This window comes from Clavibacter sp. (genome assembly GCF_014802555.1).
GTDB classification, from domain to species: domain Bacteria; phylum Actinomycetota; class Actinomycetes; order Actinomycetales; family Microbacteriaceae; genus Clavibacter; species Clavibacter sepedonicus.
On record NZ_JAAVCB010000033.1, the window covers coordinates 1 to 25,199 of the forward strand.

Here is a 25,199-nt window from a genome sequence, read left to right on the forward strand (position 1 = left end):
ATTACCGTGGGACATCGAGGCCTCCTGGCGATGGTTGAACTGAACAGCTCCATCAAGCCAGGAGGCCTCTTCACACGCCCCGAAGTGTCACCAACGTCATGGCCGAGTACAGCTAGGCGTCGCGGCGGCGGAACAGGAGGGCCGCGGCGGTCGCCGGGATCACGAGCCACGCCGCGGTGGCCGCGACCTCGAGGAGCGTCGTCGGCGGCGGGGCGATGCTCCCGGTCGTGCCCGTCAGGATCCGGCCGGCGGTCGTGAGCAGCAGGTCGTAGACGGCCACGTCCCCGATGTCGGGCACCAGTGCGACGAGCTGGGGCAGCACGAGCTGGATGGCGATGAGGGCGGTGATCGCGGCGACGCCGCTGCGCATCATGGTCGCGAGCGCCAGCCCGAGGAGGGCGACCATCGCGAGGTAGGCGCCGGATCCGAGCAGCGGCCCGAGCACGCCCCAGGACGCGAGGCTGCCGTCGTAGCCGACGTCGGCGCGCGTGCCGGCGGTCAGCAGGTAGGCGCCGAGGCCGGGGATCACGCCGAGCCCGAACGCGACCAGCGCGACCGCGAGCGCCTTCGCGGACAGCGCCTCGAGGCGGTCCGGCACCGCGGCGAGCGTGGAGGCGATCGTGCCGCTCGAGTACTCGGAGCCCATCGCGAGCACGCCGAGCACGCCGACGACGATCTGGCTGAGCAGCAGGGGAGTGGTGAGGATCGCGGCCGTGCCCGCATCTGCCATCGTCGACGAGGCACCCGCGGGCATCGGGTTCGCCACGAGGGACGCCGCCACGCTGATGCCTACCCCGGCGAGCACGACCAGCACGGCGGTCCAGCGGGTGGAGCGGAGCGTCGCGAGCTTCAGCAGCTCCGCATGGGTCGCGCGCCGGAACGTGAGCCGCGTGCGCCGAGCATCGCGGGAGGCGTGCGGTCGGCGGGTGGATCGGGTGGGCGGGGTCATGCGCCCGACGCTACGGAGCGGACACCGGGTGCCGCGTCAGGCGGCGGTGCCGCGCGGATGGGCTGCGGGTGCCGGGGCGCCGGTCGCATTTCGGCACCCGGGGACACCCTGCGCCGCGGGCTCTGGCGCGGTCGGTCAGTCCCCGGGATCCGGATCCGTTGCCGGGCGGGCCGCGAGGCGGATCATCGCGCGGACGTAGAGGAGGACGGAGCCCGCGAGGGCGGCCGCCCCGACCCACGGCGGATCGAAGGAGCCCGTCACGAGGAGGGCGCCGATGATCAGCGAGACGACGAACCAGAGCGTCCCGGTCGGAGGCGCTGCGAGTGCTCGGTCGCGGCCGCGGACGCGCACGTACATGAAGACGGACAGCGCGAAGAGGGCAGCGGAGATCCACGGCGAGATGCCCGCGCCGGTGACGAGTAGCGGCCCGGAGACGAGGCCGATCACCATCCAGAGCGTGCCGGTGGAGCGGGCGTCGGGGGTGTCGTCGGCCATGCATCCACCCTACGGACGGGGTCGGATCACGCGCGAGGAGCCGATCGCGCGACGACCGTCCCCGCGATCCTGTCGTACGGCGTGCGGCCCGAGCCGATGAGAAGCGTCAGGAGCCAGACCGCGGGGAGCACGTAGGCGATCACCGTCACCGCCTCCACGCCCGGCGGGACGGAGCCGAGGGAATCGCTCGTGCCGACGATCGCGTAAGCGGCCACATGCCCGACGGTCCAGGGCAGCGCGACCTTGAGGGCGTTGCGGAGCAGCGCACGGCGGAAGGGGAGCGCGTCACCGGTCCGGGCGTCCTGGACGACCAGCCGCCGCGCGCGCTTGCCGGGCGTCGCCTGACGCGGTCCCGACTCCAGCACGGCGAGCACGATCGTGATCGGCACCACCGTCGCCAGCGCTGCCAGGACGTTCGCCGCGACCGGCGGGAGCGGCATCGTGGCGCCCACCACGAGCAAGGGGACGGCGACGGCTGCGACCAGCGCGGACCACACGCACAGGAAGAGCCAGTCGATCAGGACGGCGAGGACGCGGTCGCCGGGGTGCCGGGTCATGGACGCGACCCTATCCATCGCGGGCGGGCTGGCCGGGATGTCGGCCCCGACGCGAGCGCATCAGCGCCCCGCCACCTCCAGCGCGCGGACCGTCGCCGGGAGGAAAGGCAGGAACGCGCTCGCCCAGACGCGGTAGCCGCGGTCGTTCGGGTGGAAGAGGTCGCCGGCGGCCTGGGTGAGCGCGAGGACGGCGGTCTGGCGGCGGGTGATGCGGTGCAGCGGCGCGAGGCGGAGGCCGCGGTCCGTGGCGAGGCGGCGGACGATCTCGTTGGCGACCCGCACCTTCCGCTCGCTCGTCGGGAAGTGGAAGCACGGCAGGTCGGCCACGACGGTGGTCGGCGGGACGGCGTCGAGGATCCGGCCGAGGTCGTGCTCGAACGCGACCGGCTCGAAGGCGGCGATGTCGTTGGCGCCGATCGCCAGGGTCACCACGTCGGGCCGCAGCTTGGCGAGGCGGGGGAGCTGGTACTCGACGAGGTCGGCGACGCGGGCGCCCGAGACGCTGAGGTTCACGGTGCGGACCGAGCGGCCGCTCAGGGCGCGGATCCGGTCGGCGAGGATCCCGACGTAGCCGCTGCCGGGCCGGCTCGCGCCGATGCCCTGCGCGGTCGAGTCGCCGAGCGCCACGTAGAGGAGGTCGCCCTCGGTCTTCGCGTGCTCACGCCACCAGGCCGAGTTCACGGGGAGCGTCTCGTTGAGGACCACGGCGCGCTCGCGGCGGCCGGCCTCGAAGCGGCGCGGGACGACGAGGGCTGCGGCCGCGAGTCCGCCGAGCGCGGCGGTGGCGGAGGCGATGACGGCGGCGGGGCGGGTGGGGCGGGTGGATCTGTGGGGCACCACGGGAGCCTACGCTCGTGGATCCGGGTGCCGGCTGGTCGTGCGCGACACGGCCTACGTGTCCTCCGGCGCCCGCCCCGCCCCCGCGGGCACGAAGCGGTACCCCATGCCGGGATCGGTGAGCAGGTGCCGCGGGTGGGCCGGATCCGGCTCGAGCTTCTTGCGCAGCTGCGCCACGTACAGGCGGAGGTAACCGCTGTCGTTCACGTGGGTCGGGCCCCAGATCTCGGTGAGGAGGGCCTGCCGCGAGACGAGCCGGTCGGGGTTCCGCACGAGCAGCTCGAGCACCTGCCACTCGGTGGGGGTGAGGCGCACGCGCTGGTCGCCGCGCGTGACGACGCGGGCGGCGAGGTCGACCGTCACGTCGGCGAAGGACACGCTCGCGCCGCGGTCCTCGTCGGCGGCGGCGCGGCGGCCGAGGGCGCGGATCCTGGCGAGCAGCTCGTCGATGGAGAACGGCTTGGTCACGTAGTCGTCGGCGCCCGCATCCAGCGCCTCCACCTTGTCGGCCGCGCCCGAGCGGCCGGAGACCACGAGGATCGGCGCGGTCGACCAGAGCCGGAGCGCCTGGATCACCTCGACGCCGTCGAGCCGCGGCATGCCGAGGTCGATCATGTAGAGGTCGGGCTTCTCGGCGACGGCCGCGCGGACGGCGGCGGCGCCGTCCTCCGCCGTGACGATGTCGTAGCCGAGGCTCGTGAGGGTGATGCGCAGGGCCCGGAGGATCTGCTGGTCGTCGTCGGCGATGAGGATCTTCACGCGGACACCTGCTCGGAGTCGGTGTCGGGATCGGCGAGCGCGGGTTCGGCGGGCTCGGGCACGGGCGCGTCCGCCCGGCACGCCGGCAGCGCGACCACCATCGTGAGCCCGCCGCCCGGGGTGTCCTCGGCGGTGAGCGTGCCGCCCATCCCCTCCGTGAAGCCCTTCGAGAGCGCGAGGCCGAGGCCGAGGCCGGACGCGTTGTCGGTGTCGCCGAGGCGCTGGAACGGCACGAACATGTCGTCGCGGCGCTCGGGCGCGACGCCGGGGCCGTGGTCCACGACGCGGATCTCCACCGCGTCGGCGAACGCGCTCGTGCTGAGGCGCACGGGCACGCCGTCGGGCGCGTGCCGCACGGCGTTGCTCAGCAGGTTGACGACGACGCGCTCCAGGAGGCCCGGATCCGCGACAGCACCGGGGAGATCGGGCGCGAGGTCCAGCACGGCGTCGGCGGGGCCGAGGTCGAGCTCGTCGAGGGCGGCGAGCACGACGTCGTCGAGGTCGACGTCCATGAGGCGCACGCCGAGCACGCCGGCCTGCACGCGGCTCACGTCGAGGAGGTCGGTGACGAGGTCGGCGAGCGTGCCGAGGCTCTCCTCAGCGGTGGCGAGCAGCTCCTCGCGGTCGCCGTCGGCCCAGGTCATGCCGGGGGAGCGGAGCGCGCTGACGGCGGCGGTCGCGGCGCTGAGCGGGCGGCGGAGATCGTGGCTGACGGCCGAGAGGAGGGCCGTGCGCACGCGGTCGGTCTGGGCGAGCGGGCCGACCTCGCGGGCGGTGTCGGAGAGGTCGCGGTGTTCGAGCGCGGCGTCGAGCTGGGCGGCGATCACCCGGAGGAGCCGGCGGCCGGACGCCTCGAGGTCGTCGCCGTAGAGCGTGAGCACGCCGCGGGATCCCACGGGCACGTCGGTCGCGGCGGCGCCCGTGACGACGCCGTCCCACGCGATGGTCTCGTCGCGGTCCACGAGCTTCACGCCCTGCAGGCCGAACGCCTCGCGGGTGCGGCTCACGAGCGCGTGCACGGCGCCCTCGCCGCGGAGCACGGATCCCGACACGGTCGCCAGCAGCTCCGCCTCGGCGACCGCGAGGCGGGCGAGGCGGGTGCGGCGGGTGGCCTGGTCGACGATCCAGCTGACGAGCAGCGCGATGACCACGTAGAGCACGAGCGCGAGCAGGTGCAGCGGCTCGTCGACGGTGATCGTGTAGAGCGGGTCGATGAAGAAGTAGTCGAGCGTGAATCCCGAGAGCACGGCCGCGAACAGGGCCGGCCAGATCCCGCCGACGAGCGCGACGAGCACCACGAGCAGCTGGTACGAGAGCACGTCGCTCGTGATGGAGTCGTCCGAGCGCGTGGCGGAGAGCAGCCAGGTGAGCAGCGGGCCGCCGCCGAGTGCGAGGACCCCGCCGAGGATCCGGCGCCGCATGCTGAGCGCGCCGCCCCGGACCCTGGGCAGCCGGAACCGCCCGCCCGCGGCCGCGTGCGTGACGATGTGCACGTCGATGTCGCCGGACTCGCGGATCACCGTGGCGCCGATGCCGGGCCCGGTCGCCGCGGCGGCGAGGCGGCTGCGGCGGCTCACGCCGAGCACGAGCTGCGTGGCGTTGGAGGCGCGCGCGAACTCCACGAGCGCGCGCGGGATGTCGTCGCCGACGACCTGGTGGTAGCTGCCGCCGAGCGAGTCGACGAGCGCGCGCTGGCTGGCGAGCGCCTCGGGGCTGCCGGAGCGGAGGCCGTCCTGGCTGGAGACGTGGACGGCCATGAGCTCGCCGCCGGCCGAGCGGGCCGCGATCCGGGCGCCGCGGCGCAGCAGCGTCTCGCCCTCGGGGCCGCCGGTGAGCGCCACGACCACGCGCTCGCGGGCCTCCCATCGCGCGTCGATCCCCTTCTCGTCGCGGTAGGCGGCGAGCGCGGTGTCGACCTCGTCGGCGAGCCAGAGCAGCGCGAGCTCGCGGAGCGCGGTGAGGTTGCCGAGCCGGAAGTAGTGGGAGAGGGCCGCGTCGATCCGCTCGGCCGGGTACACGCGCCCGCCGGCGAGCCGGTCGCGCAGGGCCTTGGGCGCGAGGTCGATCACCTCGATCTGGTGCGCCTCGCGGAGCACCCGGTCGGGGATCGTCTCGCGCTGCGGCACGCCCGTGATCTTCTCGACCACGTCGTTGAGGGAGGCGATGTGCTGGATGTTGACGGTGGAGATCACGTCGATGCCTGCGTCGCGGATGAGGTCCACGTCCTGCCAGCGCTTCTTGTAGCGGCCGCCCGGGGCGTTGGTGTGGGCGAGCTCGTCGACGAGCGCGATGGTGGGCCGGCGGGCGATGACCGCGTCCACGTCGAGGTCGGTGATCTCCACCCCGCGGTGCGACACCTCGCGCCGCGGCAGGATCTCCAGCCCCTCGAGCATCGCGGCCGTGGGTCTCCACGTCCGCGACCACCACGTCCGCGCCCTCGTCGCGCAGCCGCTTGCCCTCCTCGAGCATCGCGTAGGTCTTGCCCACGCCCGGCGCCGCTCCCAGCAGCACCCGCAGTCGACCGCGCTTCATCTGTCCTCTTCCTCGCCCGCGTGGTGCGGGCCTCAGCCGCCGAGGCCGGCGAGCGCGATGTTCAGCTCGAGCACGTTCACGGTCGGCTCCCCGAGGTAGCCGAGGTCGCGGCCCTGCACGTGCTCGTCGACGAGGCGCTCGACCTGCTGCTCGGGGATGCCCCGGGCAGAGGCGGCGCGCGCCACCTGCTCCCGAGCGTATTCCGGGCTGATGTGCGGATCGAGCCCCGACGCGGACGCGGTGAGCGCGTCGGCCGGGATGGTGCGCGGATCCACACCGTCGGACGCGGCGATCGCGGCCTTCCGCTCCTCGATGGACGCGACCAGGTCCGCGTTCTCGGGGCCGAGGTTGCTGCCGCTGGACGCGGACGCGTCGTAGCCGTCGCCCGCGGCCGACGGCCGGGACTGGAACCACTCCGGGAGGGCGGTGCCGTCGGAGTCCTGGAAGGACTGGCCGATCAGCGAGGATCCGACGACCTGGCCGTCGACGGACACGAGCGAGCCGTCCGCCTGCGCGGGGAGCGCGAGCTGGCCGATTCCCGTGACGACGGCCGTGTAGCCGACGCCGAGGACGACGGTGAGGACGGCCATCGCGCGGACGGCGACGCCGGCGGTGCGGAGGGACTGGCGGGGGGAGGACATTGCGTTTCCTTGTCTGGAGTGGGAGGAGGGGATCAGAAGCCGGGGATCAGGCTGACGACGAGGTCGACGAGCTTGATGCCGATGAACGGCGCGATCACGCCGCCGACCCCGTAGACGAGCAGGTTCCGGCTGAGCACCTTGGAGGCGCTGAGCGGCCGGTACTTGACGCCGCGGAGGGCCAGCGGGATGAGCGCCACGATGATCAGCGCGTTGAAGACGATCGCGGAGAGGATCGCGGACGCCGGCGAGTGCAGCTGCATCACGTTGAGCACCGCGAGCTGCGGGAAGACGCCCGTGAACATCGCCGGGATGATCGCGAAGTACTTGGCGATGTCGTTGGCGATGGAGAACGTGGTGAGCGCGCCGCGCGTGATGAGCAGCTGCTTGCCGATCCGGACGATGTCGATGAGCTTGGTCGGGTCCGAGTCGAGGTCGACCATGTTGCCGGCCTCCTTCGCGGCCGAGGTGCCCGTGTTCATCGCGACGCCCACGTCGGCCTGCGCGAGCGCGGGCGCGTCGTTGGTGCCGTCGCCGGTCATGGCGACCAGGCGGCCGCCCTCCTGCTCCTTGCGGATGAGCGCGAGCTTGTCCTCGGGCGTCGCCTCGGCGAGGTGGTCGTCGACCCCGGCCTCGGCGGCGATGGCGCGGGCGGTGAGCGGGTTGTCGCCCGTGATCATCACCGTCCGGATCCCCATCGCCCGCAGCTCCGCGAAGCGCTCCTTCAGGCCGTCCTTCACGACGTCCTTGAGGTGCACGACGCCGAGCACGCGGCCGGATCCGTCGGCGTCCTTGGTCGCGACGACGAGCGGGGTGCCGCCGCCGTTCGACACGGCCTCGACGGTGCGGGTGAGCTCGTCGCGGACCAGCTGCGGCAGCGCGCGGCCGCCCTCCTCGATCCAGGCGAACACGGCGGACGACGCGCCCTTGCGGACGATGCGGCCGTCGGGCAGGTCGACGCCCGACATGCGGGTCTGCGCGGTGAAGGGCACGTCGACACCGCGCGGCAGCGTGACCGTGTCGAGGCCCTGCGCGACCGCGAGGTCGACGACGCTGGATCCCTCCGGCGTCGGATCCGCGAGCGACGACATGGCCGCGGCCCGGGCGAGCTCCTCGCCCGTCACGCCGCCCACGGGGATCAGCTCGCTGGCGCGGCGGTTGCCGTACGTGATGGTGCCGGTCTTGTCGAGCAGCAGCGTCGTGACGTCGCCGGCGGCCTCGACCGCGCGGCCCGACATCGCGAGCACGTTGCGCTGCACGAGCCGGTCCATGCCGGCGATGCCGATGGCGGAGAGGAGGGCGCCGATGGTGGTCGGGATCAGGCAGACGAGCAGCGCGATGAGCACCGGCACGCTCACGGTCGCCGCCGAGTAGGAGGCGATCGGGTTGAGCGTGAGCGCCACGATCACGAAGACGATCGTGAGGCTCGCCAGCAGGATGTTCAGCGCGATCTCGTTCGGCGTGCGCTGGCGCGACGCGCCCTCGACGAGGCCGATCATGCGGTCGACGAAGGTCTCGCCGGGCTTCGAGGTGATGCGCACGACGATCCGGTCGCTCAGCACCCGCGTGCCGCCCGTGACGGCGCTGCGGTCGCCGCCCGATTCGCGGATGACGGGGGCCGACTCGCCCGTGATGGCCGACTCGTCGATGGAGGCGATGCCCCACACGACGTCGCCGTCGCCCGGGATCGACTCCCCGGCGACCACCACGACCGTGTCGCCGAGGGTGAGGTCGGCGCTCGAGACCTCGCGGAGCTCGGCGCGCTCGGCGCCGGGATCGCCCGCCTGGTCGTCGGACGCGACGACGTGCGCCATCGTGCTGGTCCGGGTCTTGCGGAGGCTGTCGGCCTGCGCCTTTCCGCGGCCCTCGGCCACCGACTCCGCGAGGTTCGCGAAGACGACCGTGAGCCAGAGCCACAGGGCGATCCCGGCCGTGAAGGTCGCGGGCACGGCGCTGCCGCCGGAGGATCCCGCGCCGCCCGTGAAGGGCTCGGCGATCGCGAGCACGGTGGTGAACGCGGCGCCGACCTCGACGATCAGCATCACCGGGTTCTTCCACATGAGGCGCGGGTCGAGCTTCCGGAACGCGCCGGGGAGCGCCTCGGCGAGCTGCCGGGCGTCGATGGCCCGGGCGCGCGTCGCGGCGGGAGCCGCTGCGGTGTCCGCCTCGGGGGTGGTCAGGACGGTCATGATGCGAGCCCTTCCGCCAGGGGACCCAGCGCGAGAACGGGGAAGTAGGTGAGAGCGGTCACGATGACCGTCACCCCGATGAGGAGGCCGACGAACTGCGGCCGGTGGGTGGGCAGGGTCCCCGAGGTGGTGGGGATGCGGTCCTGCGCCGCGAGGGATCCGGCGAGCGCCAGCACGAGCACGATCGGGACGAACCGGCCGAGCAGCATCGCGACGCCGAGCGCCGTGGTGAACCACGGCGTCGATGCGGTGAGGCCGGCGAACGCGGATCCGTTGTTGTTGGCCGCCGAGGTGAACGCGTAGACCACCTCGGACAGGCCGTGCAGCCCGCTGTTGAGGATCGACGTGCCCTCCACGTCGTCGCGGACGGCGGGGATCGCGAAGCTGAGCGCGGTGCCGACGAGCACGAGGATCGGCGTGACGAGGATGTAGAGGCTCGCGAGCTTGATCTCGCGCGGCCCGATCTTCTTGCCGAGGTACTCGGGCGTCCGGCCGACGAGCAGGCCCGCGACGAACACCGCGATGACGGCGAGCACGAGCATGCCGTAGAGGCCGGATCCGACGCCGCCGGGGGCGACCTCGCCGAGCATCATGTTGAGCATCGGCATCATGCCGCCGAGCGCCGTGTACGAGTCGTGCATCGAGTTGACCGCGCCCGTCGAGGTGAGCGTGGAGACGGTGCCGAACAGCGCCGAGCCGATGATGCCGACGCGCTGCTCCTTGCCCTCCATCGCGGCGCCGGCCGCCATGGGGGCGGATCCCGCGCCCTGCAGCTCGAACAGCGTGAGCGCCGTGAGCGACGCGACCGCGATGGTCGCCATCACGGCCGCGATCGCGGTGCCCTGGCGGGTGTCGCCGACCATCTTCCCGAAGGTGCGGGGGAGCGAGAACGGGATCACGAGCATCAGCAGCACCTGGAACGCGCTGGTCCACGCGGTCGGGTCCTCGAACGGGTGCGCGGAGTTCGCGTTGAAGAACCCGCCGCCGTTCGTGCCGAGCATCTTGATCGCCTCCTGCGAGGCCACCGGCCCGCCCGGGATCGTCTGCGTGCCGCCCGCGAGCGTCTGCACGTCCTGGAAGCCGGCGAAGTTCTGGATCACTCCGCCGGCGATGAGGACCACCGCGGTGACGAGCGAGAGGGGGAGGAGCAGGCGGAGGGATCCGCGGATCAGGTCGACCCACATGTTGCCGATCGTGCCGCTGCGCGTGCGGGCGAAGCCGCGGACGAGCGCGATCGCCACGGCGATGCCGACGGCCGCCGAGACGAAGTTCTGCACCGCGAGCCCGGCGAGCTGGACCGTGTAGCCCATGGTCGCCTCGGGCGAGTACGACTGCCAGTTCGTGTTGGTGACGAACGAGACGGCGGTGTTGAAGGAGATGCCCTCGGGCACGGCGGGGAGGCCGAGCGCGTAGGGGAGGAACGCCTGGAGACGCTGCATCCCGTAGACGACGAGGACGCCGACGAGCGAGAACGCGAGCACCGCGCGGAGGTAGGCGGGCCAGGTCTGCTCGGAGCGGGGATCCACGCCGATGAGGCGGTAGATGCCCCGCTCGACGCGGGTGTCGTGGCGCGACTCGTACATGCGCGCCATGAGGTCGCCCAGCGGGCGGTGGACGAGGACGAGGACCAGGACGACGGACGCGACCTGGAGGATGCCGGCGAGCGTGTCCATCAGAACTTCTCGGGGCGGATCAGGGCGTACACGAGGTACACCACGGAGGCGATGCCGAGCACCGCGGCGGCGAGGCCGGCGGCGTCGGCGAACGAGGTGATCACAGCTTCTCCGCTCCTCGCCCGACGAGGGCGACGAGGGCGAACAGGACGATGGCGCCTGCGATGTACACGAGGTCGAGCACGGGGATCCTCCGGTGAGGGTGCCGCGGCCGGTCGGACGCGGGTGCCCGTCGGGGGCACGAGGCACCACTAGACACCTCGCGCGCGGGCGTCCTCACGCATCCATACGGTTCCCTCACGGTGCCGCGGGGAACCTCACGACACTCCTACGCGGGGGCCGGCGGGGCGCCGGTCAGACCGGGATCGGCAGGCCGACGGGTGTCAGACGATGTCGTCGAACACGCCCCAGCAGATCGCGCTGCGGGCGCTCTGGTCGGCGAGGACGGCGGCGCGGAAGTGCGCGGGGAACCGCGCCGGATCCGGCAGCCCCTTCCCGGCGTCGTTGGCCCGGAACGACTGCTGGTGCGCCTCCCTCATCGGCACCTCGCCGCGCACCCAGCCGCGGGCGGCCTCGAGCGTCGTGCGCAGCCTCGGATCCTGGGGCCGCTCGGCCTCGAACAGCGGCAGCACGTGCTCCGCGCACGCGATCGCCCACAGCGCGAGCGCCCGGTGGTCGCTGTCGGTCAGCGTGCCGCCGCGGCGCACGGTGATGAGGGCGGGGTCGCGGTGCGTCGGGAGGATGGGTATGCGGGAAGGCTGCCAGGGGTCGCCGCGTGACGCCAGCGTGGGCGTCGGGTGGTCACCTGCGATCGTCGGGCGGGGAGGCCAGATCGACGTACGTCGACTCCGTGGCCCAGCCGCGCTCGACCGCCTTGGCGTGCACCGCGTCGACGACGGCGTGGGCCGGCGCGACGAGTGCGGGATGCTCCGCGAGCTCGGTCGCCGCGTCGGCGTACGCGGCCGAGATGCCATCGCGGATGTGATCGATCCGCGCGTCCGCGAGATCCGCGTCGACACGGAGCCGTCGCGCCGCCTTCTGGAGGTGGCGTCGACCGATCGTGGAGAGCCGGTACTCGTCGCCGACCTTCATGGCGGAGCGCTCGGCCTGAGGGCCTCCGCCGTAGGGTGCGTAGGTGGCGAGGTCGTAGAGCGGCGCGAGCTGCTGGCCGTTCCCGCGCAGCAGCACCGAGAAGTTCTTGGCGTGGGCGTCTGTCGCCCATGCGGCGATGTTGAAGACGATGGCGTCGAAGAAGCGGATGCGGGCCGCCGCAGCCTCGGCCGGGTATTCGAACTCGGTGAACAGGTCGGCGGCCTGCGCGATCCCCGGCCCGCCCTGGTCCTGGTACTTGCGGCCCGGCATCACGGAGAGCGCCTGGCAGAGGTCCTCCTGGTGGAGGCGCCGCCACCGGTCGCCGCCCTCGCGCCTGTCGTACCGGTGCGAGACGACGACGGAGAGGTCGTCGCCGAGGTCGAGCACATCGGTCCGGGCGGTCTCGAGCCCGAGGGATGCGGCGGCCCGCATGGTGAGGAACTCGTTCACGTCGTGGTGCGCGAAGCCCGGGATCGCCGGCTTCAGGATGTGCGTCGTCGGGGTGGAGTCCTGCGGGATGCCCCACGCGCCGGAGGCGAGCCGGTGCAGTGCGACCTTCCGTTGTGCTCCCGGCAGCGACCACTTCCCCTGCAGGGCCGCCGGCGTGGTCGCGGCGCCGGAACGCAGGTCGGACATGAGGTCGCGGAACTCCTCCACGGAGAGCGGCGTGACGTCGCCCTGGGCGCGGGCGTCGTCGTCGGCCTCCTCCGACTCGGGCAGGACCTGGACGGCCCCCGGGGCGTCGCGCCCGATGTGCCGGAGGACGGAGAACGCGTCGGCGGTCGTCCGCAGCCCGTGCGTCCGTCGGATCTGCTCCAGCGCGTCGGCGCCCTCGGGGATGAGGCCCGAGAAGTAGGCATCCACCGCCCGCGGCGGCAGGCGCGCGCCGAAGGGGAGCGACATGGACAGCGGCGTAGCTCCGCGCCTCTCGGCGTAGGCGGCGTCGTAGTTGAAGTCGACGCGGCCGGCTGTCGTGCGTTCGTAGCGCCCGGCGAACCGGCCGTCTAGGTAGACGCTCAGGGCCTCACTCATCGTCGTCCTCCCATGGCTGGTCGAACGGCGAGGGCGAGCCGGCATCGGTGGCCCGCGGGTCGATCGTGAGGCTCAGCTCGCACCCCAGCGCGCGGACGACGCGCATCACCGACCCGAGCTCCGAGCGAACCTTCCCGCTCTCGAGGCGCACGACGTACTCCCGCGAGACCCCCGCGAGCCCGGCGACGCCCGCCTGCGTGAGCCCCAGCTCCTCCCGCCGGTGGCGCAGCTCGGCGGCGAGCGTGCGCGTGGTCCTGGCCATGCCGCCTCCTCGTGTGATCGATCGATCACCTCCGAGTATGTGATCGATCGATCACCGAGTCAAGAGTGATCGATCGGTCACGCGCCCCACTCCGCCACCACATCCGACCCCACCTTCACGATCAGCACCGCCACCACCACGATGAACGCGATGCGGATGAAGCGGCTGCCGCGGGCGACCGCCATGCGGGATCCCGCGTAGCCGCCGACCATGTTCGCGACGCCCATGCCGAGCGCGAGCGCCCACAGCACGTGGCCCTGCGGGATGAAGAACGCGAGCGCCCCGAGGTTGGTCGCGACGTTCACGATCTTCGCCTTGGCGCTCGCGAGCACGAAGTCGTAGCCGAGCGCGGTGATGAGCGCGATGATCAGGAAGGTGCCTGTGCCGGGCCCGATGAGGCCGTCGTAGAAGCCGATCACCACGCCGAGCAGGGCCGCGATCCCGTGGTGCTTCCGGCCCGTGTGGCGGATCGCCGCCACGTCGCCGAGCTGCGGGCGGGCGATCGTGACGACGGCCACGATGATCAGCGCGACCACCACGAGCGGCTTGAACACCGACGACGGCAGCAGCGCCGCGAGGCTCGCGCCGCCGTATGCGCCGACCAGCGCGACCGCGGCCATGGGCAGCGCGGTGCGGAGATCCGGATGCGTGCGCCGGTACCAGGTGACCGCGCTCGTGGTCGTGCCGAACAGCGACGCGAGCTTGTTGGTCGCGAGCGCCTCCACCGGCGTGATCCCCGGCACGAGCAGCAGCGCCGGCAGCTGCAGCAGGCCGCCGCCGCCGACGACCGCGTCGATCCACCCGGCCGCGAGCGCCGCGAGCAGCATGAGCAGCGCGACCGTGAGCGTGATCTCGCCGAGCGAGCCGCCGATGTCCATGCGCGCGCTACTCGGCGGCGCGGGAGGCGTCGCGCGTGACGTCCGCCGTCTCGAGCGCCACCAGGCGGCGGATCTCGTCGGCGTCCACGTTCACGCCGAAGAGCGAGCGGCCGGGCTCGAGCACGCGGCCGGCGCTCAGCGGGCCGATGTCGACGGGGTCGAAGCCGAACGCGTCCACGAGGGCGGCGACCGTGGCGCGGGCCCAGTCGTCGTCGCCCGCGACCGCGATGCCCTTGCGGCCGGGTGCGCCGGCGGGCCGGGGCCCCTCGTCGAGGTCGTGGTACCCCATGTGGTTGAAGGCCTTGACGATGGTCGCGTCGGGCAGGAAGTCCTGCACGAGCTCGCTCGTGGACGAAGCGGGGTTCGCGAGGTCGTCGCGGTGGCCGTCGACCTCCCACCAGTAGTTCATGGCGTCGACGACGAGCTTGCCGCGCAGCTCGGCGACGGGCACCGAGGGCAGCTTGCCGAGGGGGAGGGCGAGGATCACGACGTCGGCGCGCGCCGCCGCGTCCGCCGATGTGGTGGCGACGGCGCCCGGCGCGAGCACGTCCACGATGAGGGCGATGCGCGACGGATCGCCCGAGCCCGAGATGAGCACCTCGTGCCCGGCGGCGATCGCGCGGCGGGCGAGCACGGTGCCGACCTTGCCGGCACCGAGGATCCCGACGGTGGCGGGTCGCGCCGCCTCCGACGCGGGCAGGTCGGGTCGCTCGGAGGGGGGCGTCGTGGAGGCTCATGACCTCCATTCTCCGCGGACATCGGACATGCCCTCGACCCCGGGTCCGTCGTCATCTAGCGTGGGCGACGGTCCTGCGGCATCACGGTGCAGGGCCGGGCGGGACGCATCCGAACCTCGATCCGACGCCGATCGTGGATCCGGTACCCGCTCGCGCACGGCCGCGGCGATGCGCCGCGGACCGGGCACGGAAGCCTCACGAAGTCAGCCCGGACCCCCGCTGATGGCGGGTCCGCGACGCGGACCCGCCGGCCCCGTCCCGCCTGCGAGACCGGATGACGGCGGCATTAGGCTGTCGTGCGATCGACACCCGGTCCTCAGCTCCGCTGCCCATCTCGCGGACCCGACGGGCCATGGAGGCTCTCGTGAAGACACGCACACCCCCTCATCCGGTGGCGCATGCCTAGGCGCGCCGCGGTGGCGGACGCCGCGGAGGCGCTCGAGCGCGCGGGGAACCGGGGATCCGACCTGTCCGGGCCCCTCGCCTCCGTGTTCGGCGTCAGCGGCGCCGCCGTCTCGACCCTCGGGGATCCGCTCGGCAGCGAGACCGTCTCCGCGTCGGACGAGCGGGCGGCCCGGCTCGACGAGATCCAGCTCGACCTCGGCGAGGGCCCGTGCTGGGAGGCGATGACCAGTCGCGTGCCCGTGCTGGAGCCCGACATGCGGACCTCGGCCGGCACGTCCTGGCCGCTCGCCCGCCACGCCATGCACGAGGCGGGCCTCGGCGCGGTCTTCGCGTTCCCGCTCGAGCTCGCGGGCCTCAGCCTCGGCGCGGTGGACCTCTACTCCCGCACCGCCCGCGACATCTCCGACCGGGAGGTGACGGACGCGACCGCGCTGTCCCGCATCGTCGCCCGTCAGGTCCTCCGCCGCGCGCTCCTGACCTCCGAGGCCTGGCGGGAGGAGACTGATGCCTGGAAGGGCCGGTACTCGCGCCGCGAGGTGCACCAAGCCACCGGGATGGTCGTCGCCCAGATGGGCATCTCCCCGACTGATGCGCTCCTCGTCCTCCGGGGCCACGCGTTCGCCACGGGACGCCCCGTCCGGGACGTGGCCGAGGACGTCGTCGGGCGCATCCTCGACTTCACCCCGGAACGCTGATGCGGACCGACGACACCCCACCGTCCGAACGACCCAGAGGGAGCACCACGATGCCGGAGACCCGGGAAGAGCTGCTCGTCCACACGTTCGTGAGCCTCGCCGACTCGCTCGTGGGCGACTTCGACGTGCTCGACCTCCTGCAGACGCTGGTCGATCAGACCACCCTGCTGTTCGACGCGAGCGCGGCGGGCATCATCATCGGGCCGGACGCCCAGCACCTCGAGGTCGTCGCGTCCACGAGCGAGAAGAGCCGCCTCGTCGGGCTGATGCAGCTCGAGGTCGGGGAGGGCCCGTGCGTCGAGGCGGTGACCACCGGCCGGGTCGTGTCCGTGGCCGACGTGCGTGAGATCGCCCACCGCTGGCCGGCCTTCGCCGAGCAGGCCGCGGGCGCCGGGTACGTGTCGGTGCACGCGATCCCGCTGCGGCTGCGCGGGCGGGTCATCGGCTCGCTCAACCTCTTCCGGGATCACGAGGGCGTGCTCAACGAGGCCGACGCCACGGCCGCGCAGGCGCTCGCCGACGTGGCGACGATCAGCGTGCTCCAGGAGCGGACGATCCGCGACAGCGGCGTCGTGCACGCCCAGCTCCGCCACGCGCTCGACAGCCGCGTGGTGATCGAGCAGGCCAAGGGCGTCATCGCGCACACCCACGGCGTCGACATGGACGAGGCCTTCCGGCTGATCCGCCGCGAGGCACGCGACACCAGCACGGCGATGCCGGTGGTCGCGGCGGGCATCGTCGAGGGTCGCGTGAGGATCCGGGCGGCGGCGCGGCCTTAACGGCTCGGCGGCGGCCCGGGCGGCCGCGGCGGCGCCCCGGGCGGCCGCGGCGTCAGGCGAGCGTGCCGGCGAGGATCCGGTCGAGCGTCGAGAGGCCCTCCCAGACGTGGGCGTGGAAGCTGGCCTCGCGGGCGGCGTCGACGTTGGCGGGCTTGTCGTCGACGAACAGGATCCCGTCGGCCGGGCTGGCCAGGCGCTCCGCGGCGAGCGGCCACACGTCGGCGTCGGGCTTCGCCGTGCCGATCCGCGCGCTCACCAGCACCACGTCGAAGCGGGCGCCCCAGCCTGCGGGATCCTCCAGCACGTCGGCGAGCTCGTGCGGCGCGTTGGAGAGGATCGCGAGCCGGTAGCCCGCGGCGACGGCGCGATCCAGGGCGGCGAGCGTGTCGTCGCCGGGCGATGCCCAGCGGCGCTGCTCGATGGCGACGAGCTCGGCGAGGTCGTCCTCGCCCGGCGCGGGCAGGCCGAGGTCGCGGGCGACGGCCTCCCAGAACTCCCGGGCGCTGCCGCCGCGGTCGTACGGCTCGCGGTGCGCGTCGAACGCGTCGCGGACGCGGGCCTCCGCGTCCTCGCCACCGGGGGCGTCGGGATCGAGCGCACGGCTGATCGCCCCGATGTCGTCCGGCCGGGTGATGAGCACGCCGCCGATGTCGAAGAGCAGCCAGGGGAGGGCGGGGTCGCGGTTCTCGGGCACGGGTCTCCTTCAGGACGAGCGGACGGGTCCCTTCGAGCATGCCCGCTGCGCGCCCGGAGCGTCCGCGGCGTCCACGGCAGTGCGGATCCCGTGAGGGTCGGGCGTGCAGGCGCACGGCTTCCGTCAGGGCCGGCTCCCGCCGCCGTCCGCGGCGGTAGACCTGCTGCCATGACCCTCACCGCGATCCTCCCGTCGCTCCGCCGCAGCATCCCGGATACCCTCGCCGCCGCCCTCTGGCCCGCAGCACCATGGCCACCACCACCGACCTGCGCGTCGGCGACGTGTCCCTCGTCGCGCTCGCCGCGGAGCGCGGCACGCCCTGCACGACTACGGCCGCCGCGGTCGATCGGTGCAGCAGCGGACGCGCATCGCGCACGGTGCGCGCCTCGGCGGTCGTGCTGCGGATCCTCGCCGTCGCCCCCGCGACCGCCGACGCCCCGCGCGCCCTGCTCGTCGACGCGGACGTCGCCGGCTTCGCCTGCGCGTGGGAGGAGGCGCGGCTCATCGGCCGCGCGTCCACCGCCGCGGCGCGCCCCGCGGAGGTCGGCGGCCGGGCCGTGCGCCTCCCCGCCGACCTCGCGGCCGGCGACCTCCTCGCGGTGCCCGTGCCGGCCGAGGTGGAGGTGCGGGGGATCCGCGTGGTCGACGCGTCGACGCCCGTGACGCTCCCGCATACGGCACGGATCGCGTCCGCCCCGGTGCGCGTCGAGGCGCCCATCCGGGTGCGAGCCCTGGCACCCGCGCGCTGATCCTGCGGCCGTCCGCCCCGTGCGGGCGCGCCGCCGCCCTGTACTACACTCGATCCCGGTGGCGTGTCCGAGCGGCCTAAGGAGCACGCCTCGAAAGCGTGTGTGGGGGAGACTCCACCGTGGGTTCAAATCCCACCGCCACCGCCAGAAGGGTCCGGCACCGCGCCTCGCGCGCAGCCCGGCATCCGCGCGAAGGGCCCCGGGAGACCGGGGCCCTTCGTCGTGTGCGGGGTCGATGTGGGCCGGGCCCGCGCCTCACCGCAGCACCCCCATCTCCCGCGCCGCAGCGACCGCGGCCGTGCGCGAGCTCACGCCGAGCTTCGAGAAGACGTGCACGAGGTGCGACTTCACGGTCGCGTCGGTGATGTGCAGGCGCGCGGCGACATCGGTGTTCGACGCCCCGTCGGCGACGAGCCGCAGCACCTCGATCTCGCGTGACGACAGGCTCACGCGCGGGGCGCGCATCCGGGCGAGCAGGCGGCTCGCGACCGCGGGCGCCAGCGCGCTCTCGCCGGCGGCGGCCGCGCGCACCGCCGCGAGCAGCTCGGCCGGCGGCGCGTCCTTGAGGAGGTAGCCGCTCGCGCCCGCCTCGACCGCGCTGAGGATGTCGCCGTCGCTGTCGTAGTTGGTGAGGATCAGCACGTACGGGGCCGCCTCCGCCTGGCGGATCTGCCGGGTCGCGTCCGCGCCCGTGCGCTCCTGGCCGAACTGGAGGTCCATCAGCACGAGGTCGGGATCCTCCGACGCCGCGAGCGCGACGGCCTCGGCGGGGGTGGCCGCCTCCCCGATGACGTCGATGTCGGCCGCCGCGTCGAGGACGGCGTGGAGCCCGGCGCGGACCACGGGGTGGTCGTCGGCGATGACGATGCGGATCACGACGGCCCGACCCCCAGGACCGCCGTGATGATGGTGCCCCGGCCGGGAGCGCTGTCGACGTCGAGGGTCCCGCCGAGCTGCTCCACGCGCTGCGCCATGGCGCGGAGGCCGAACGAGTCGGAGGCGCCGGCGTCCGCGGCTGCCCGGGCCGGGTCGAAGCCCGCCCCGTCGTCGCGCACGGTGAGCGTCGCGTGCGCGGCCGTGACCGTGAGGCCGATCTCCACGACGCTCGCGTCGGCGTGCTGCGCCACGTTCGCCACGGCGCCCTGGGCGATGCGCAGCAGGGCCGTCTGCACGTCCATCGGCAGCGGCGACTCGAGCGGCGGGACGGCCACGTCGATCCGCAGCCCCTCCCGGCGCCACTGCGCGCTCAGCCGGCCGAGCGCCGCGCCGAGCCCCGCGTCGAGCGAGGGCGGCGCGAGCTCCCGGATGAAGCGGCGCGTGTCGGCGAGCCCGTCGGCCGCGGTCGCCCGGGCCAGGCGGATGTGGTCGAGGCCCGGCCGGTCGCCGTCCGCCGCCTCGGCCGCGTGCAGCAGCATCTGGATGCTGCTGAGGCCCTGCGCGACGGTGTCGTGGATCTCCCGCGCCAGTCGCGCGCGCTCCGTCAGCACCCCCTGCTCCCGCTCGGTCGCGGCGAGGAGGTCGCGCGTGGCGATGAGCTCCGCGAGGAGCGCCTCGCGCTCCGCGGACTCCCGCGCGAGCGCCCGGTAGCCGAGGCCGATGAGCAGGGCGACGCCGGCGCCGACGAGCGGGCCGATCACGCCGCCGATCGTGAACCCGCCGTGCAGCCCGAGCGCCACGACCGCGACGAGGGTCGCGACGACCACGGCGACGGGCCCCACGGCGCGGGGCAGCGCGTGCAGGTAGAGGAAGAAGAGGGGGAAGACGAGGTACGCCGCGTCCGGCACCAGCACGAGGAGGGCGATCCACGCGGCGGTGAGCGCGGTGATCCACACGGCGCCGACCGCGGCCCGGCGCGACACCCGCACCAGCCGCACGCGCGCGCCGAGCAGGTAGAGCACGGCGAACGCGGCCGCCAGCGCGAGCGCGATCCCGGTGCGCGGCCCGTCCGCGACGAGCACGCGCACCACCACGAGCGCGAGCAGGGCCGCGACGAGCACGTGCAGTCCGGTGCGGAGCCCCACGAACACGGGGGAGAGGGTGCTGTGGGCCATGTCCCCTGGAGCGTACGGCGGCGAGCGCGGGAGCGGATCAATCGAAAGTGGGAAGGAGGGAGCAGACCTCTCCCCGATGGATGCGGGGAGCCCGACGGCGAGTCTGGTCACGGCGGCGGGGAAGGACCCCGGCGCCGGAAGGATCCAACGTGTTCGTCGCCTGGCGTGATCTCCGATTCGCCCGGGGGAGGTTCGTGCTCATCGGTGCGGTCGTCGCCCTCATCACCCTGCTCGTGGGATTCCTCGCGGGCCTGACCGGCGGGCTCGCCGCGCAGGACGTGTCGGCCGTGCTCGGCCTCCCCGGGGACCGCCTCGTGCTCGCGCAGCCGGACTCCGGGCAGCCGTCGTTCGCGCAGTCGTCGCTCGACGACGCCACGGTCGCGGCCTGGCGAGGCACCTCCGGGGTCGCGGCGGTGACGCCGATCGGCATCGCGCAGGGCCGGGCGACCGGCGCGGGGGCGGCGGGCGGCGCGGGAGCCGCGGGCGGCGCGGATGCGGATGCGGATGCGGTCGCCGTCGCCCTGTTCGGGATCCCGTACGGCGCCCCTGCGTCGACGGTCACCGACCTGGCGCCCACCGCGGACGACGAGGTCGGGCTGTCGTCCGAGGCGGCGCGCGCCCTGCACGCGGACGTCGGCGACCCGGTCACGATCGCGGGCACCGCCTACCGCGTCGCCTCGGTTGGCGGTGACGCCTCCTACAGCCACACGCCCGTCGTCGCGCTGACCCCCGAGGCGTGGTCCGCGGCCGACCAGCGCCTCGGCGGCGACGGCGACGCGACCGTGCTCGCCGTCTCCGGATCCCCCGACTGGTCCGCCGCCGCGAGCGCCACCCGCACCTCCGCCTCGCCCGCCCTCGCGAGCCTCGGCGCGCTCGAGACCTTCAAGTCCGAGATCGGATCCCTCGCACTCATGATCGCGATGCTGTTCGGCGTCTCCGCGCTCGTCGTCGGCGCCTTCTTCACCGTGTGGACCATGCAGCGCGCGGGCGACATCGCCGTGCTGAAGGCGCTCGGCGCGTCCGACGCGTCCCTGATCCGCGACGCGCTCGGCCAGGCGCTCGTCGTCCTCGTGCTCGCGATCGGCGCGGGGATCGCGGTGGTCGCCGTCCTCGGATCGCTCGCGGGCGGCACCCTCCCGTTCCTGCTGAGCCCGCTCACGACCCTCCTCCCGGCGGCCGCCATGGCCGTCCTCGGGCTCGCCGGCGCCGCCGTCGCGCTCCGCACCGTCACCCACGCCGACCCCCTCACCGCACTCGGGAGCAACCGATGATCCACCTCGACGACGTCACCCTCACCTTCCCCGACGGGGACTCCCGCATCACCGCGGTCGACCGCGTCTCGCTCACGGCGCCCGCGGGCGTCGTCACGGGGATCACGGGGCCGTCGGGCTCCGGCAAGTCGTCGATCCTCGCGGTCGCCGCGACGCTGATCCGGCCCGACTCCGGGCGCGTGCTCATCGGCGACGTCGACGCCGCGACCCTCAGCCGCAAGGAGGCGACCGCGCTGCGGCGCGACGGCATCGGGATCGTCTTCCAGCAGTCGAACCTCGTGCCGTCGCTCACCGCACGGGAGCAGCTGCTGGTGATGGCCGAGCTCGGCGGGAGCGGCGGATCCGCCCGGCGTCGGGCCGTCCGCCGTCGCGCCGACGCCCTGCTGGACGCGGTGGGCCTCATCGCGCACGCCGGCAAGCGCCCGGCCCAGCTCTCCGGCGGCCAGCGGCAGCGCGTCGCCATCGCCCGCGCGCTCGTGAACGAGCCGTCGGTGCTCCTCGTCGACGAGCCCACGAGCGCGCTCGACCAGGAGCGCGGCGCGGAGATCATGGACCTCATCGCCCAGCTGACCCACGCCCAGGGCACCGCGACCCTGCTCGTGACCCACGACCTCGTGCACCGCGCCGCGCTCGACCGGCTCGTGACGGTGGTCGACGGGCGGATCGCGGGCGTCGACGAGCCCGGCGACGCACGGGCGGCGGAGGCGGTCGCCGCGGCGCGCTGACCCGGGCGGCGGCCGGCGCGGCCCGCCGTGACGCTTAGATTCCGCACAGCGGTCGATGGTTCCGTCGAAAACGAAGACGGCTCCTCAATCAACGGCTGGTACAAGCACGGCATGGCGACTAGGAGGGGTAAAAATTAGCGCCAGCTTTGTCGAACACGAACACAATGCTTTACTCGGCTCGTATCACAACAACCTGCCTGAACGTCACACCTTGGCCGCGCCAAAGGCGATGTTGGCTCGCCGCGGCAGCTTCAACAAGGGGGAGCGGTCGATTCGGTATCGGGACTCCATCGCGAGTAGAAGTACGCGGGCGGCGAGTTCCAGCGCGGAGTCCAGCGTGCTCTGCGTCTGAATCCGGCTGCGGGGCGTCTACACATCTGACCTGTACCCGGTCTCCAACTCCGAGCGCCGGGTGCGCGAGCTCGATGTCGAGCGGCTCTCCACCCTCCAAACATCGTTCGCTGGCTACTGCTGGCCTCGCAGCCATTCGGCGAGCTCCGGACGCAGATCGACGGGAGTCCGAAGGTACGCTGCCCATGCGCGGTCGAACTCAGTCATGCCTCGCCGGCCGCGCTCCATCCAGCGGAGTAGCCGGCGACGGGCACCTGCGCTGAGCCCGCTAGTGGCCGCAATAGCGACGCCCATGTCGATCGGTACGTTGTCCTGCCCGGACCTGCACCTGTTGCACTCGGTCACGAGCATTTCGGTCTCGGAGCCCTCGATCGTGCGCACCTTCCGTCGCGAGACCGACAGGACGGCCGTCATGACCGGATCATCCCGATATGGCTCCGCGCCCGCAATCCCGCACAGGGTGCACATGTAGCCGTCGCGCGCGAGTACTGCCCTCCGTTCCTTGCTCGTGATGGCCTTCCGCGGCGCAGCCTTCCTGCGCTCCTGCGGATCCCACACGGCCACTCCGGACTTCACGAATCGCTGATCCTCCGACTGCAGGGACGCGTCTTCGGTGCTGGAGCGCACGACCCACCCCCAGTCGCTCAGGTCACGAATGCGCCTGTCCACTTGCGAGACACCGGGAAAAGCCTCCCGCAACTGGCTCTTCGTGAAGGTGCCTCCCTCGCCGACGACCTGCAGTAGCCACAGCGCCCCGCGAACCATCGTCCCTGTTGACGGCTCGGGGTCGTCCCACGCTGGTTGTTTCACTGCTTCCTTCCCATTCCCATCTACCGATTGCTTCATTGGCAGCAGCTCACGCGACTACGCCCCGCTCCATGGCGGAAGCGCGCCCGCTGCATCTGCCCCGAGCTGCAGTACGCGGTCCTCGATGACCGCGGAAGGCACCTCGATCTTGCACGACGCCCAGCTGACGGACGACGTTGAGTCATGCGGCACGTTCGCTGTGATCCAATCTCTGGGAACGGTGCCGACGCCGACCACTTCGAAACTGGAATTCAGACGCACCGCGACCAGGACCCAGTGCCTGTCGCGCAGCATGACTTCGCACTCGTGGCGCGACAAATAAGCTGTGAACCGTCCGGCCCGCGTCGTGCTCTTCACTTCTAGGTGGGCGGCGACGGGGTCTTGGGTGAAAGCGATGTCGTAGCCGAATCCGTCGGACCACGTCGACACGTGGTCGACACGCCCGTCAGTGCCGTCCCGCAGCATCTGGACAAGCGCCACTTCTCCTGCCGCGCCGATTTGCTCGCGCACGGCGGTGTCGACCTTGCCCCAGCTGCTGACGAGCTGTTCGTACACCTCACCCCTACCGACACCCAGGGCCTGCCCGGCGGAGACTATGTCCGACGGGAGATCGTCGGGCGACCGAACGAGCTGGTCAGCATCCTGAAACCACGTCGGCGCGGCGTTCTCGAAGATCGCGCGAAGGATGCGGCTGGCGGGAGGAGCACCGGACCCCGGCAAGCCCAGGAGACCCATGTCGCGGAGCCACGCAAACGCGATGGCGTACTGAGTCGGTGATAGGTCGCTGTACTTCCTGTGGGTCGTGAGTAGAGATTGAGCGCGCGGGATGCCTCCGCTTACTGGGACGATCTCCAGCCAGCGCCTGGCCGCAAGCAGGACTGGCTCAGGTGGAAGGCGCACGCAAGTGCCCCATCAGTGCTTGGAGGTCGCCGTGGTCAAGGCCGCCACCGATAGGGGGCTCCTCGTCGAGATCGGCAAGCTGCTGAACCGCGGGATCGTCGAGGATGCCGCCCATGAAGGCCAGCTTGGCGCCGAGCCGCGCCGCCACGACCTCGTCAACGGTGCGCTCCGAGGCGAGAACGGTGACGCGGGTCGAGGTACCGGGCGGGAGCCCAAGGCGGTGGATCCTGTCCAGGCTCTGGAGGAAGCGGCCGGCCGCGAAGTCGCGGTCAACGTAGACGGCGTCATGGCACTCGTGGTGCAGGCTGATTCCTTCCCCGAGCGTCGCGGGGTTTGACAGCAAGACCATGCAGTCGTCGTCGTGCTTGAACCGCCGGATCTGCTCGTCCCGATCCGGCGTGCCCCCGTGCACGACCGCGGGACCAAAGCGCCCGAGGACCCGCTCGAGGGTGTTAATGCTCCGAATGAAGGTCGACCAGACGAGCGTCTTGCGGCCGCGGGCTGCGTTCTCACTGACGATCGCGAGCACTTCTTGGTACTTGGGCGACATCTCGTACGCGGGCAGGTCCTGCATCAACTGGTAGAGCGTCGAGCGTTCCGGGACCGGCAGCGGCGGCACGCTATACGCCAGCGGCTCGCACCGACCGCGAGCAGCGCAGGGCTGGTCGCGGCCATAAGCATGTAGACCAGGATCTGGCCGAGCGCCTGAAAGTCGCCTTCGTGCCCCGCGGCGCGGGCGGAGAACTGACCGACGAGAGCTTCGTATATCTCGGCGTGCAGCGGGGGCAGTGGGATGGTGCGGATCGTCGTCTCCACAGCGGGCAGGTCGAGCTCGCTTTTGGTCGTGCGCGTGAAGAGCGGCCTGAGTATGCGGCTCGCGTCGGCCAGGCTCCCGCCGTTGACAGCCCGGATGACGCTCTGGCGCCCCGTCCCCGGCCAGACGAACCCGAAGAGGTTTTCCAGGTCCTTCGCGCCGTTGGGTGCCGGGGTGCCGGTCAGGATCAGCCGCCGCCTGCTGCGGGGGCCTAGCTGTACTGGGTCATGACGTTGGTGACACTCGGGCCGCGGGCGTGAGCCCGTGGCTTGAGTGGATTCGTTCAGTGTTGTAGTGCTCGATGAAGGGGTCAAGCGCGTCGGCGCGG

Annotated in this window: 25 protein-coding genes, 1 tRNA gene and 3 pseudogenes; 6 read left to right on the plus strand and 23 right to left on the minus strand. The window is 72.9% G+C overall.

The genetic code is table 11. The features are described from left to right. Positions 1 to 112: 112 nt before the first annotated feature. From HDR73_RS04130 to HDR73_RS04200, 15 genes and pseudogenes are all read right to left on the minus strand, one after another. Positions 113 to 949: an ABC transporter permease gene (locus HDR73_RS04130; protein ID WP_012297904.1), complete on the minus strand. Its 837-nt coding sequence runs from the start codon at positions 947 to 949 to the stop codon at positions 113 to 115. A 135-nt stretch (positions 950 to 1,084) separates the two neighbouring features. Continuing rightward, entirely contained in the window at positions 1,085 to 1,444 is a 360-nt protein-coding gene (locus tag HDR73_RS04135; protein WP_012297905.1) for a hypothetical protein, read from the minus strand. A 26-nt stretch (positions 1,445 to 1,470) separates the two neighbouring features. Next, positions 1,471 to 2,001, minus strand: coding sequence for an RDD family protein (locus HDR73_RS04140; RefSeq protein ID WP_041464317.1), 531 nt, complete (start codon positions 1,999 to 2,001; stop codon positions 1,471 to 1,473). 60 nt (positions 2,002 to 2,061) lie between these two features. Continuing rightward, positions 2,062 to 2,838, minus strand: coding sequence for an SGNH/GDSL hydrolase family protein (locus tag HDR73_RS04145; protein WP_223842698.1), 777 nt, complete (start codon positions 2,836 to 2,838; stop codon positions 2,062 to 2,064). Positions 2,839 to 2,892: 54 nt separating this feature from the next. After that, positions 2,893 to 3,597 carry a response regulator gene (locus HDR73_RS04150; RefSeq protein WP_012297908.1) on the minus strand — a complete coding sequence of 235 codons (705 nt, stop codon included), beginning with the start codon at positions 3,595 to 3,597 and terminating at the stop codon, positions 2,893 to 2,895. Further along, a pseudogene (locus tag HDR73_RS04155) lies at positions 3,594 to 6,129 on the minus strand (DUF4118 domain-containing protein). The gene HDR73_RS04150 and the pseudogene HDR73_RS04155 overlap by 4 nt, the downstream one beginning before the upstream one ends. 32 nt (positions 6,130 to 6,161) lie before the next feature. Then, positions 6,162 to 6,770 (minus strand): potassium-transporting ATPase subunit KdpC, encoded by a 609-nt coding sequence (kdpC, locus tag HDR73_RS04160; protein WP_012297910.1) that lies wholly within the window; start codon positions 6,768 to 6,770, stop codon positions 6,162 to 6,164. A 32-nt stretch (positions 6,771 to 6,802) separates the two neighbouring features. After that, positions 6,803 to 8,956 (minus strand): potassium-transporting ATPase subunit KdpB, encoded by a 2,154-nt coding sequence (gene kdpB / locus HDR73_RS04165; protein ID WP_012297911.1) that lies wholly within the window; start codon positions 8,954 to 8,956, stop codon positions 6,803 to 6,805. Beyond that, the gene (kdpA, locus tag HDR73_RS04170) at positions 8,953 to 10,629 is read right to left on the minus strand and encodes a potassium-transporting ATPase subunit KdpA (RefSeq protein ID WP_012297912.1); all 1,677 of its coding nucleotides are present in this window, start codon (positions 10,627 to 10,629) and stop codon (positions 8,953 to 8,955) included. Before kdpA ends, kdpB begins: the two co-directional genes overlap by 4 nt. Next, on the minus strand, positions 10,629 to 10,733 hold the full coding sequence (gene kdpF, locus HDR73_RS04175; RefSeq protein ID WP_041464319.1) for a K(+)-transporting ATPase subunit F: 105 nt from the start codon (positions 10,731 to 10,733) through the stop codon (positions 10,629 to 10,631). Before kdpF ends, kdpA begins: the two co-directional genes overlap by 1 nt. Before the next feature lie 279 nt (positions 10,734 to 11,012). Then, entirely contained in the window at positions 11,013 to 11,336 is a 324-nt protein-coding gene (locus tag HDR73_RS04180; RefSeq protein ID WP_012297914.1) for a putative immunity protein, read from the minus strand. 94 nt (positions 11,337 to 11,430) lie between these two features. Beyond that, on the minus strand, positions 11,431 to 12,753 hold the full coding sequence (locus HDR73_RS04185; RefSeq protein WP_012297915.1) for a HipA domain-containing protein: 1,323 nt from the start codon (positions 12,751 to 12,753) through the stop codon (positions 11,431 to 11,433). Beyond that, positions 12,746 to 13,015 carry a helix-turn-helix domain-containing protein gene (locus HDR73_RS04190; RefSeq protein ID WP_012297916.1) on the minus strand — a complete coding sequence of 90 codons (270 nt, stop codon included), beginning with the start codon at positions 13,013 to 13,015 and terminating at the stop codon, positions 12,746 to 12,748. The genes HDR73_RS04185 and HDR73_RS04190 overlap by 8 nt, the downstream gene beginning before the upstream one ends. 77 nt (positions 13,016 to 13,092) lie before the next feature. Beyond that, positions 13,093 to 13,893: a sulfite exporter TauE/SafE family protein gene (locus tag HDR73_RS04195; RefSeq protein ID WP_012297917.1), complete on the minus strand. Its 801-nt coding sequence runs from the start codon at positions 13,891 to 13,893 to the stop codon at positions 13,093 to 13,095. Between the two features lie 7 nt (positions 13,894 to 13,900). Then, entirely contained in the window at positions 13,901 to 14,554 is a 654-nt protein-coding gene (locus HDR73_RS04200; RefSeq protein ID WP_407637327.1) for an NADPH-dependent F420 reductase, read from the minus strand. Positions 14,555 to 15,028: 474 nt separating this feature from the next. Between HDR73_RS04200 and HDR73_RS04205 the strand changes: the two genes are divergently transcribed. Next, positions 15,029 to 15,730, plus strand: coding sequence for a GAF and ANTAR domain-containing protein (locus HDR73_RS04205; RefSeq protein WP_012297919.1), 702 nt, complete (start codon positions 15,029 to 15,031; stop codon positions 15,728 to 15,730). A gap of 50 nt (positions 15,731 to 15,780) precedes the next feature. Continuing rightward, positions 15,781 to 16,509, plus strand: coding sequence for a GAF and ANTAR domain-containing protein (locus HDR73_RS04210; RefSeq protein ID WP_012297920.1), 729 nt, complete (start codon positions 15,781 to 15,783; stop codon positions 16,507 to 16,509). A 52-nt stretch (positions 16,510 to 16,561) separates the two neighbouring features. Here the strand turns inward: HDR73_RS04210 and HDR73_RS04215 are convergent, their stop codons facing one another. After that, complete coding sequence (locus HDR73_RS04215) at positions 16,562 to 17,203, minus strand: HAD-IA family hydrolase (RefSeq protein ID WP_012297921.1); 642 nt, start codon at positions 17,201 to 17,203, stop codon at positions 16,562 to 16,564. A 248-nt stretch (positions 17,204 to 17,451) separates the two neighbouring features. On the opposite strand from HDR73_RS04215, the gene HDR73_RS04220 reads away from it, so the two are divergent. Together HDR73_RS04220 and HDR73_RS04225 are read left to right on the plus strand one after the other, a co-directional pair. Then, positions 17,452 to 17,952: a hypothetical protein gene (locus tag HDR73_RS04220; RefSeq protein WP_012297922.1), complete on the plus strand. Its 501-nt coding sequence runs from the start codon at positions 17,452 to 17,454 to the stop codon at positions 17,950 to 17,952. A 57-nt stretch (positions 17,953 to 18,009) separates the two neighbouring features. After that, positions 18,010 to 18,099, plus strand: a tRNA-Ser gene (locus HDR73_RS04225). A gap of 108 nt (positions 18,100 to 18,207) precedes the next feature. On the opposite strand, the gene HDR73_RS04230 is transcribed toward HDR73_RS04225, so the two are convergent. Together HDR73_RS04230 and HDR73_RS04235 are read right to left on the minus strand one after the other, a co-directional pair. After that, positions 18,208 to 18,828 (minus strand): response regulator, encoded by a 621-nt coding sequence (locus HDR73_RS04230; protein ID WP_012297923.1) that lies wholly within the window; start codon positions 18,826 to 18,828, stop codon positions 18,208 to 18,210. Beyond that, positions 18,825 to 20,003 (minus strand): sensor histidine kinase, encoded by a 1,179-nt coding sequence (locus HDR73_RS04235; RefSeq protein ID WP_012297924.1) that lies wholly within the window; start codon positions 20,001 to 20,003, stop codon positions 18,825 to 18,827. The genes HDR73_RS04230 and HDR73_RS04235 overlap by 4 nt, the downstream gene beginning before the upstream one ends. A 149-nt stretch (positions 20,004 to 20,152) precedes the next feature. Here HDR73_RS04235 and HDR73_RS04240 point away from each other — a divergent pair, with 149 nt between their 5' ends. Both HDR73_RS04240 and HDR73_RS04245 read left to right on the plus strand, forming a co-directional pair. Continuing rightward, positions 20,153 to 21,274, plus strand: a complete 1,122-nt coding sequence (locus HDR73_RS04240) for an ABC transporter permease (protein ID WP_041464321.1) — start codon at positions 20,153 to 20,155, stop codon at positions 21,272 to 21,274. Then, positions 21,271 to 21,999, plus strand: coding sequence for an ABC transporter ATP-binding protein (locus HDR73_RS04245; protein WP_012297926.1), 729 nt, complete (start codon positions 21,271 to 21,273; stop codon positions 21,997 to 21,999). Before HDR73_RS04240 ends, HDR73_RS04245 begins: the two co-directional genes overlap by 4 nt. Positions 22,000 to 22,464: 465 nt before the next feature. Here HDR73_RS04245 and HDR73_RS04250 read toward each other — a convergent pair whose 3' ends face one another. From HDR73_RS04250 to HDR73_RS04270, 5 genes and pseudogenes are all read right to left on the minus strand, one after another. Then, positions 22,465 to 23,196: a hypothetical protein gene (locus HDR73_RS04250; RefSeq protein WP_198433870.1), complete on the minus strand. Its 732-nt coding sequence runs from the start codon at positions 23,194 to 23,196 to the stop codon at positions 22,465 to 22,467. 18 nt (positions 23,197 to 23,214) lie between these two features. Then, on the minus strand, positions 23,215 to 23,892 hold the full coding sequence (locus tag HDR73_RS04255) for a protein NO VEIN domain-containing protein (RefSeq protein WP_133064089.1): 678 nt from the start codon (positions 23,890 to 23,892) through the stop codon (positions 23,215 to 23,217). 148 nt (positions 23,893 to 24,040) lie between these two features. Further along, the gene (locus tag HDR73_RS04260) at positions 24,041 to 24,676 is read right to left on the minus strand and encodes a helicase-related protein (protein ID WP_223842699.1); all 636 of its coding nucleotides are present in this window, start codon (positions 24,674 to 24,676) and stop codon (positions 24,041 to 24,043) included. After that, positions 24,631 to 25,065, minus strand: a pseudogene (locus HDR73_RS04265) (hypothetical protein); the annotation flags it as partial. The gene HDR73_RS04260 and the pseudogene HDR73_RS04265, both read right to left, overlap by 46 nt. A 31-nt stretch (positions 25,066 to 25,096) precedes the next feature. Beyond that, positions 25,097 to 25,199, minus strand: a pseudogene (locus HDR73_RS04270) (IS481 family transposase); the annotation flags it as partial.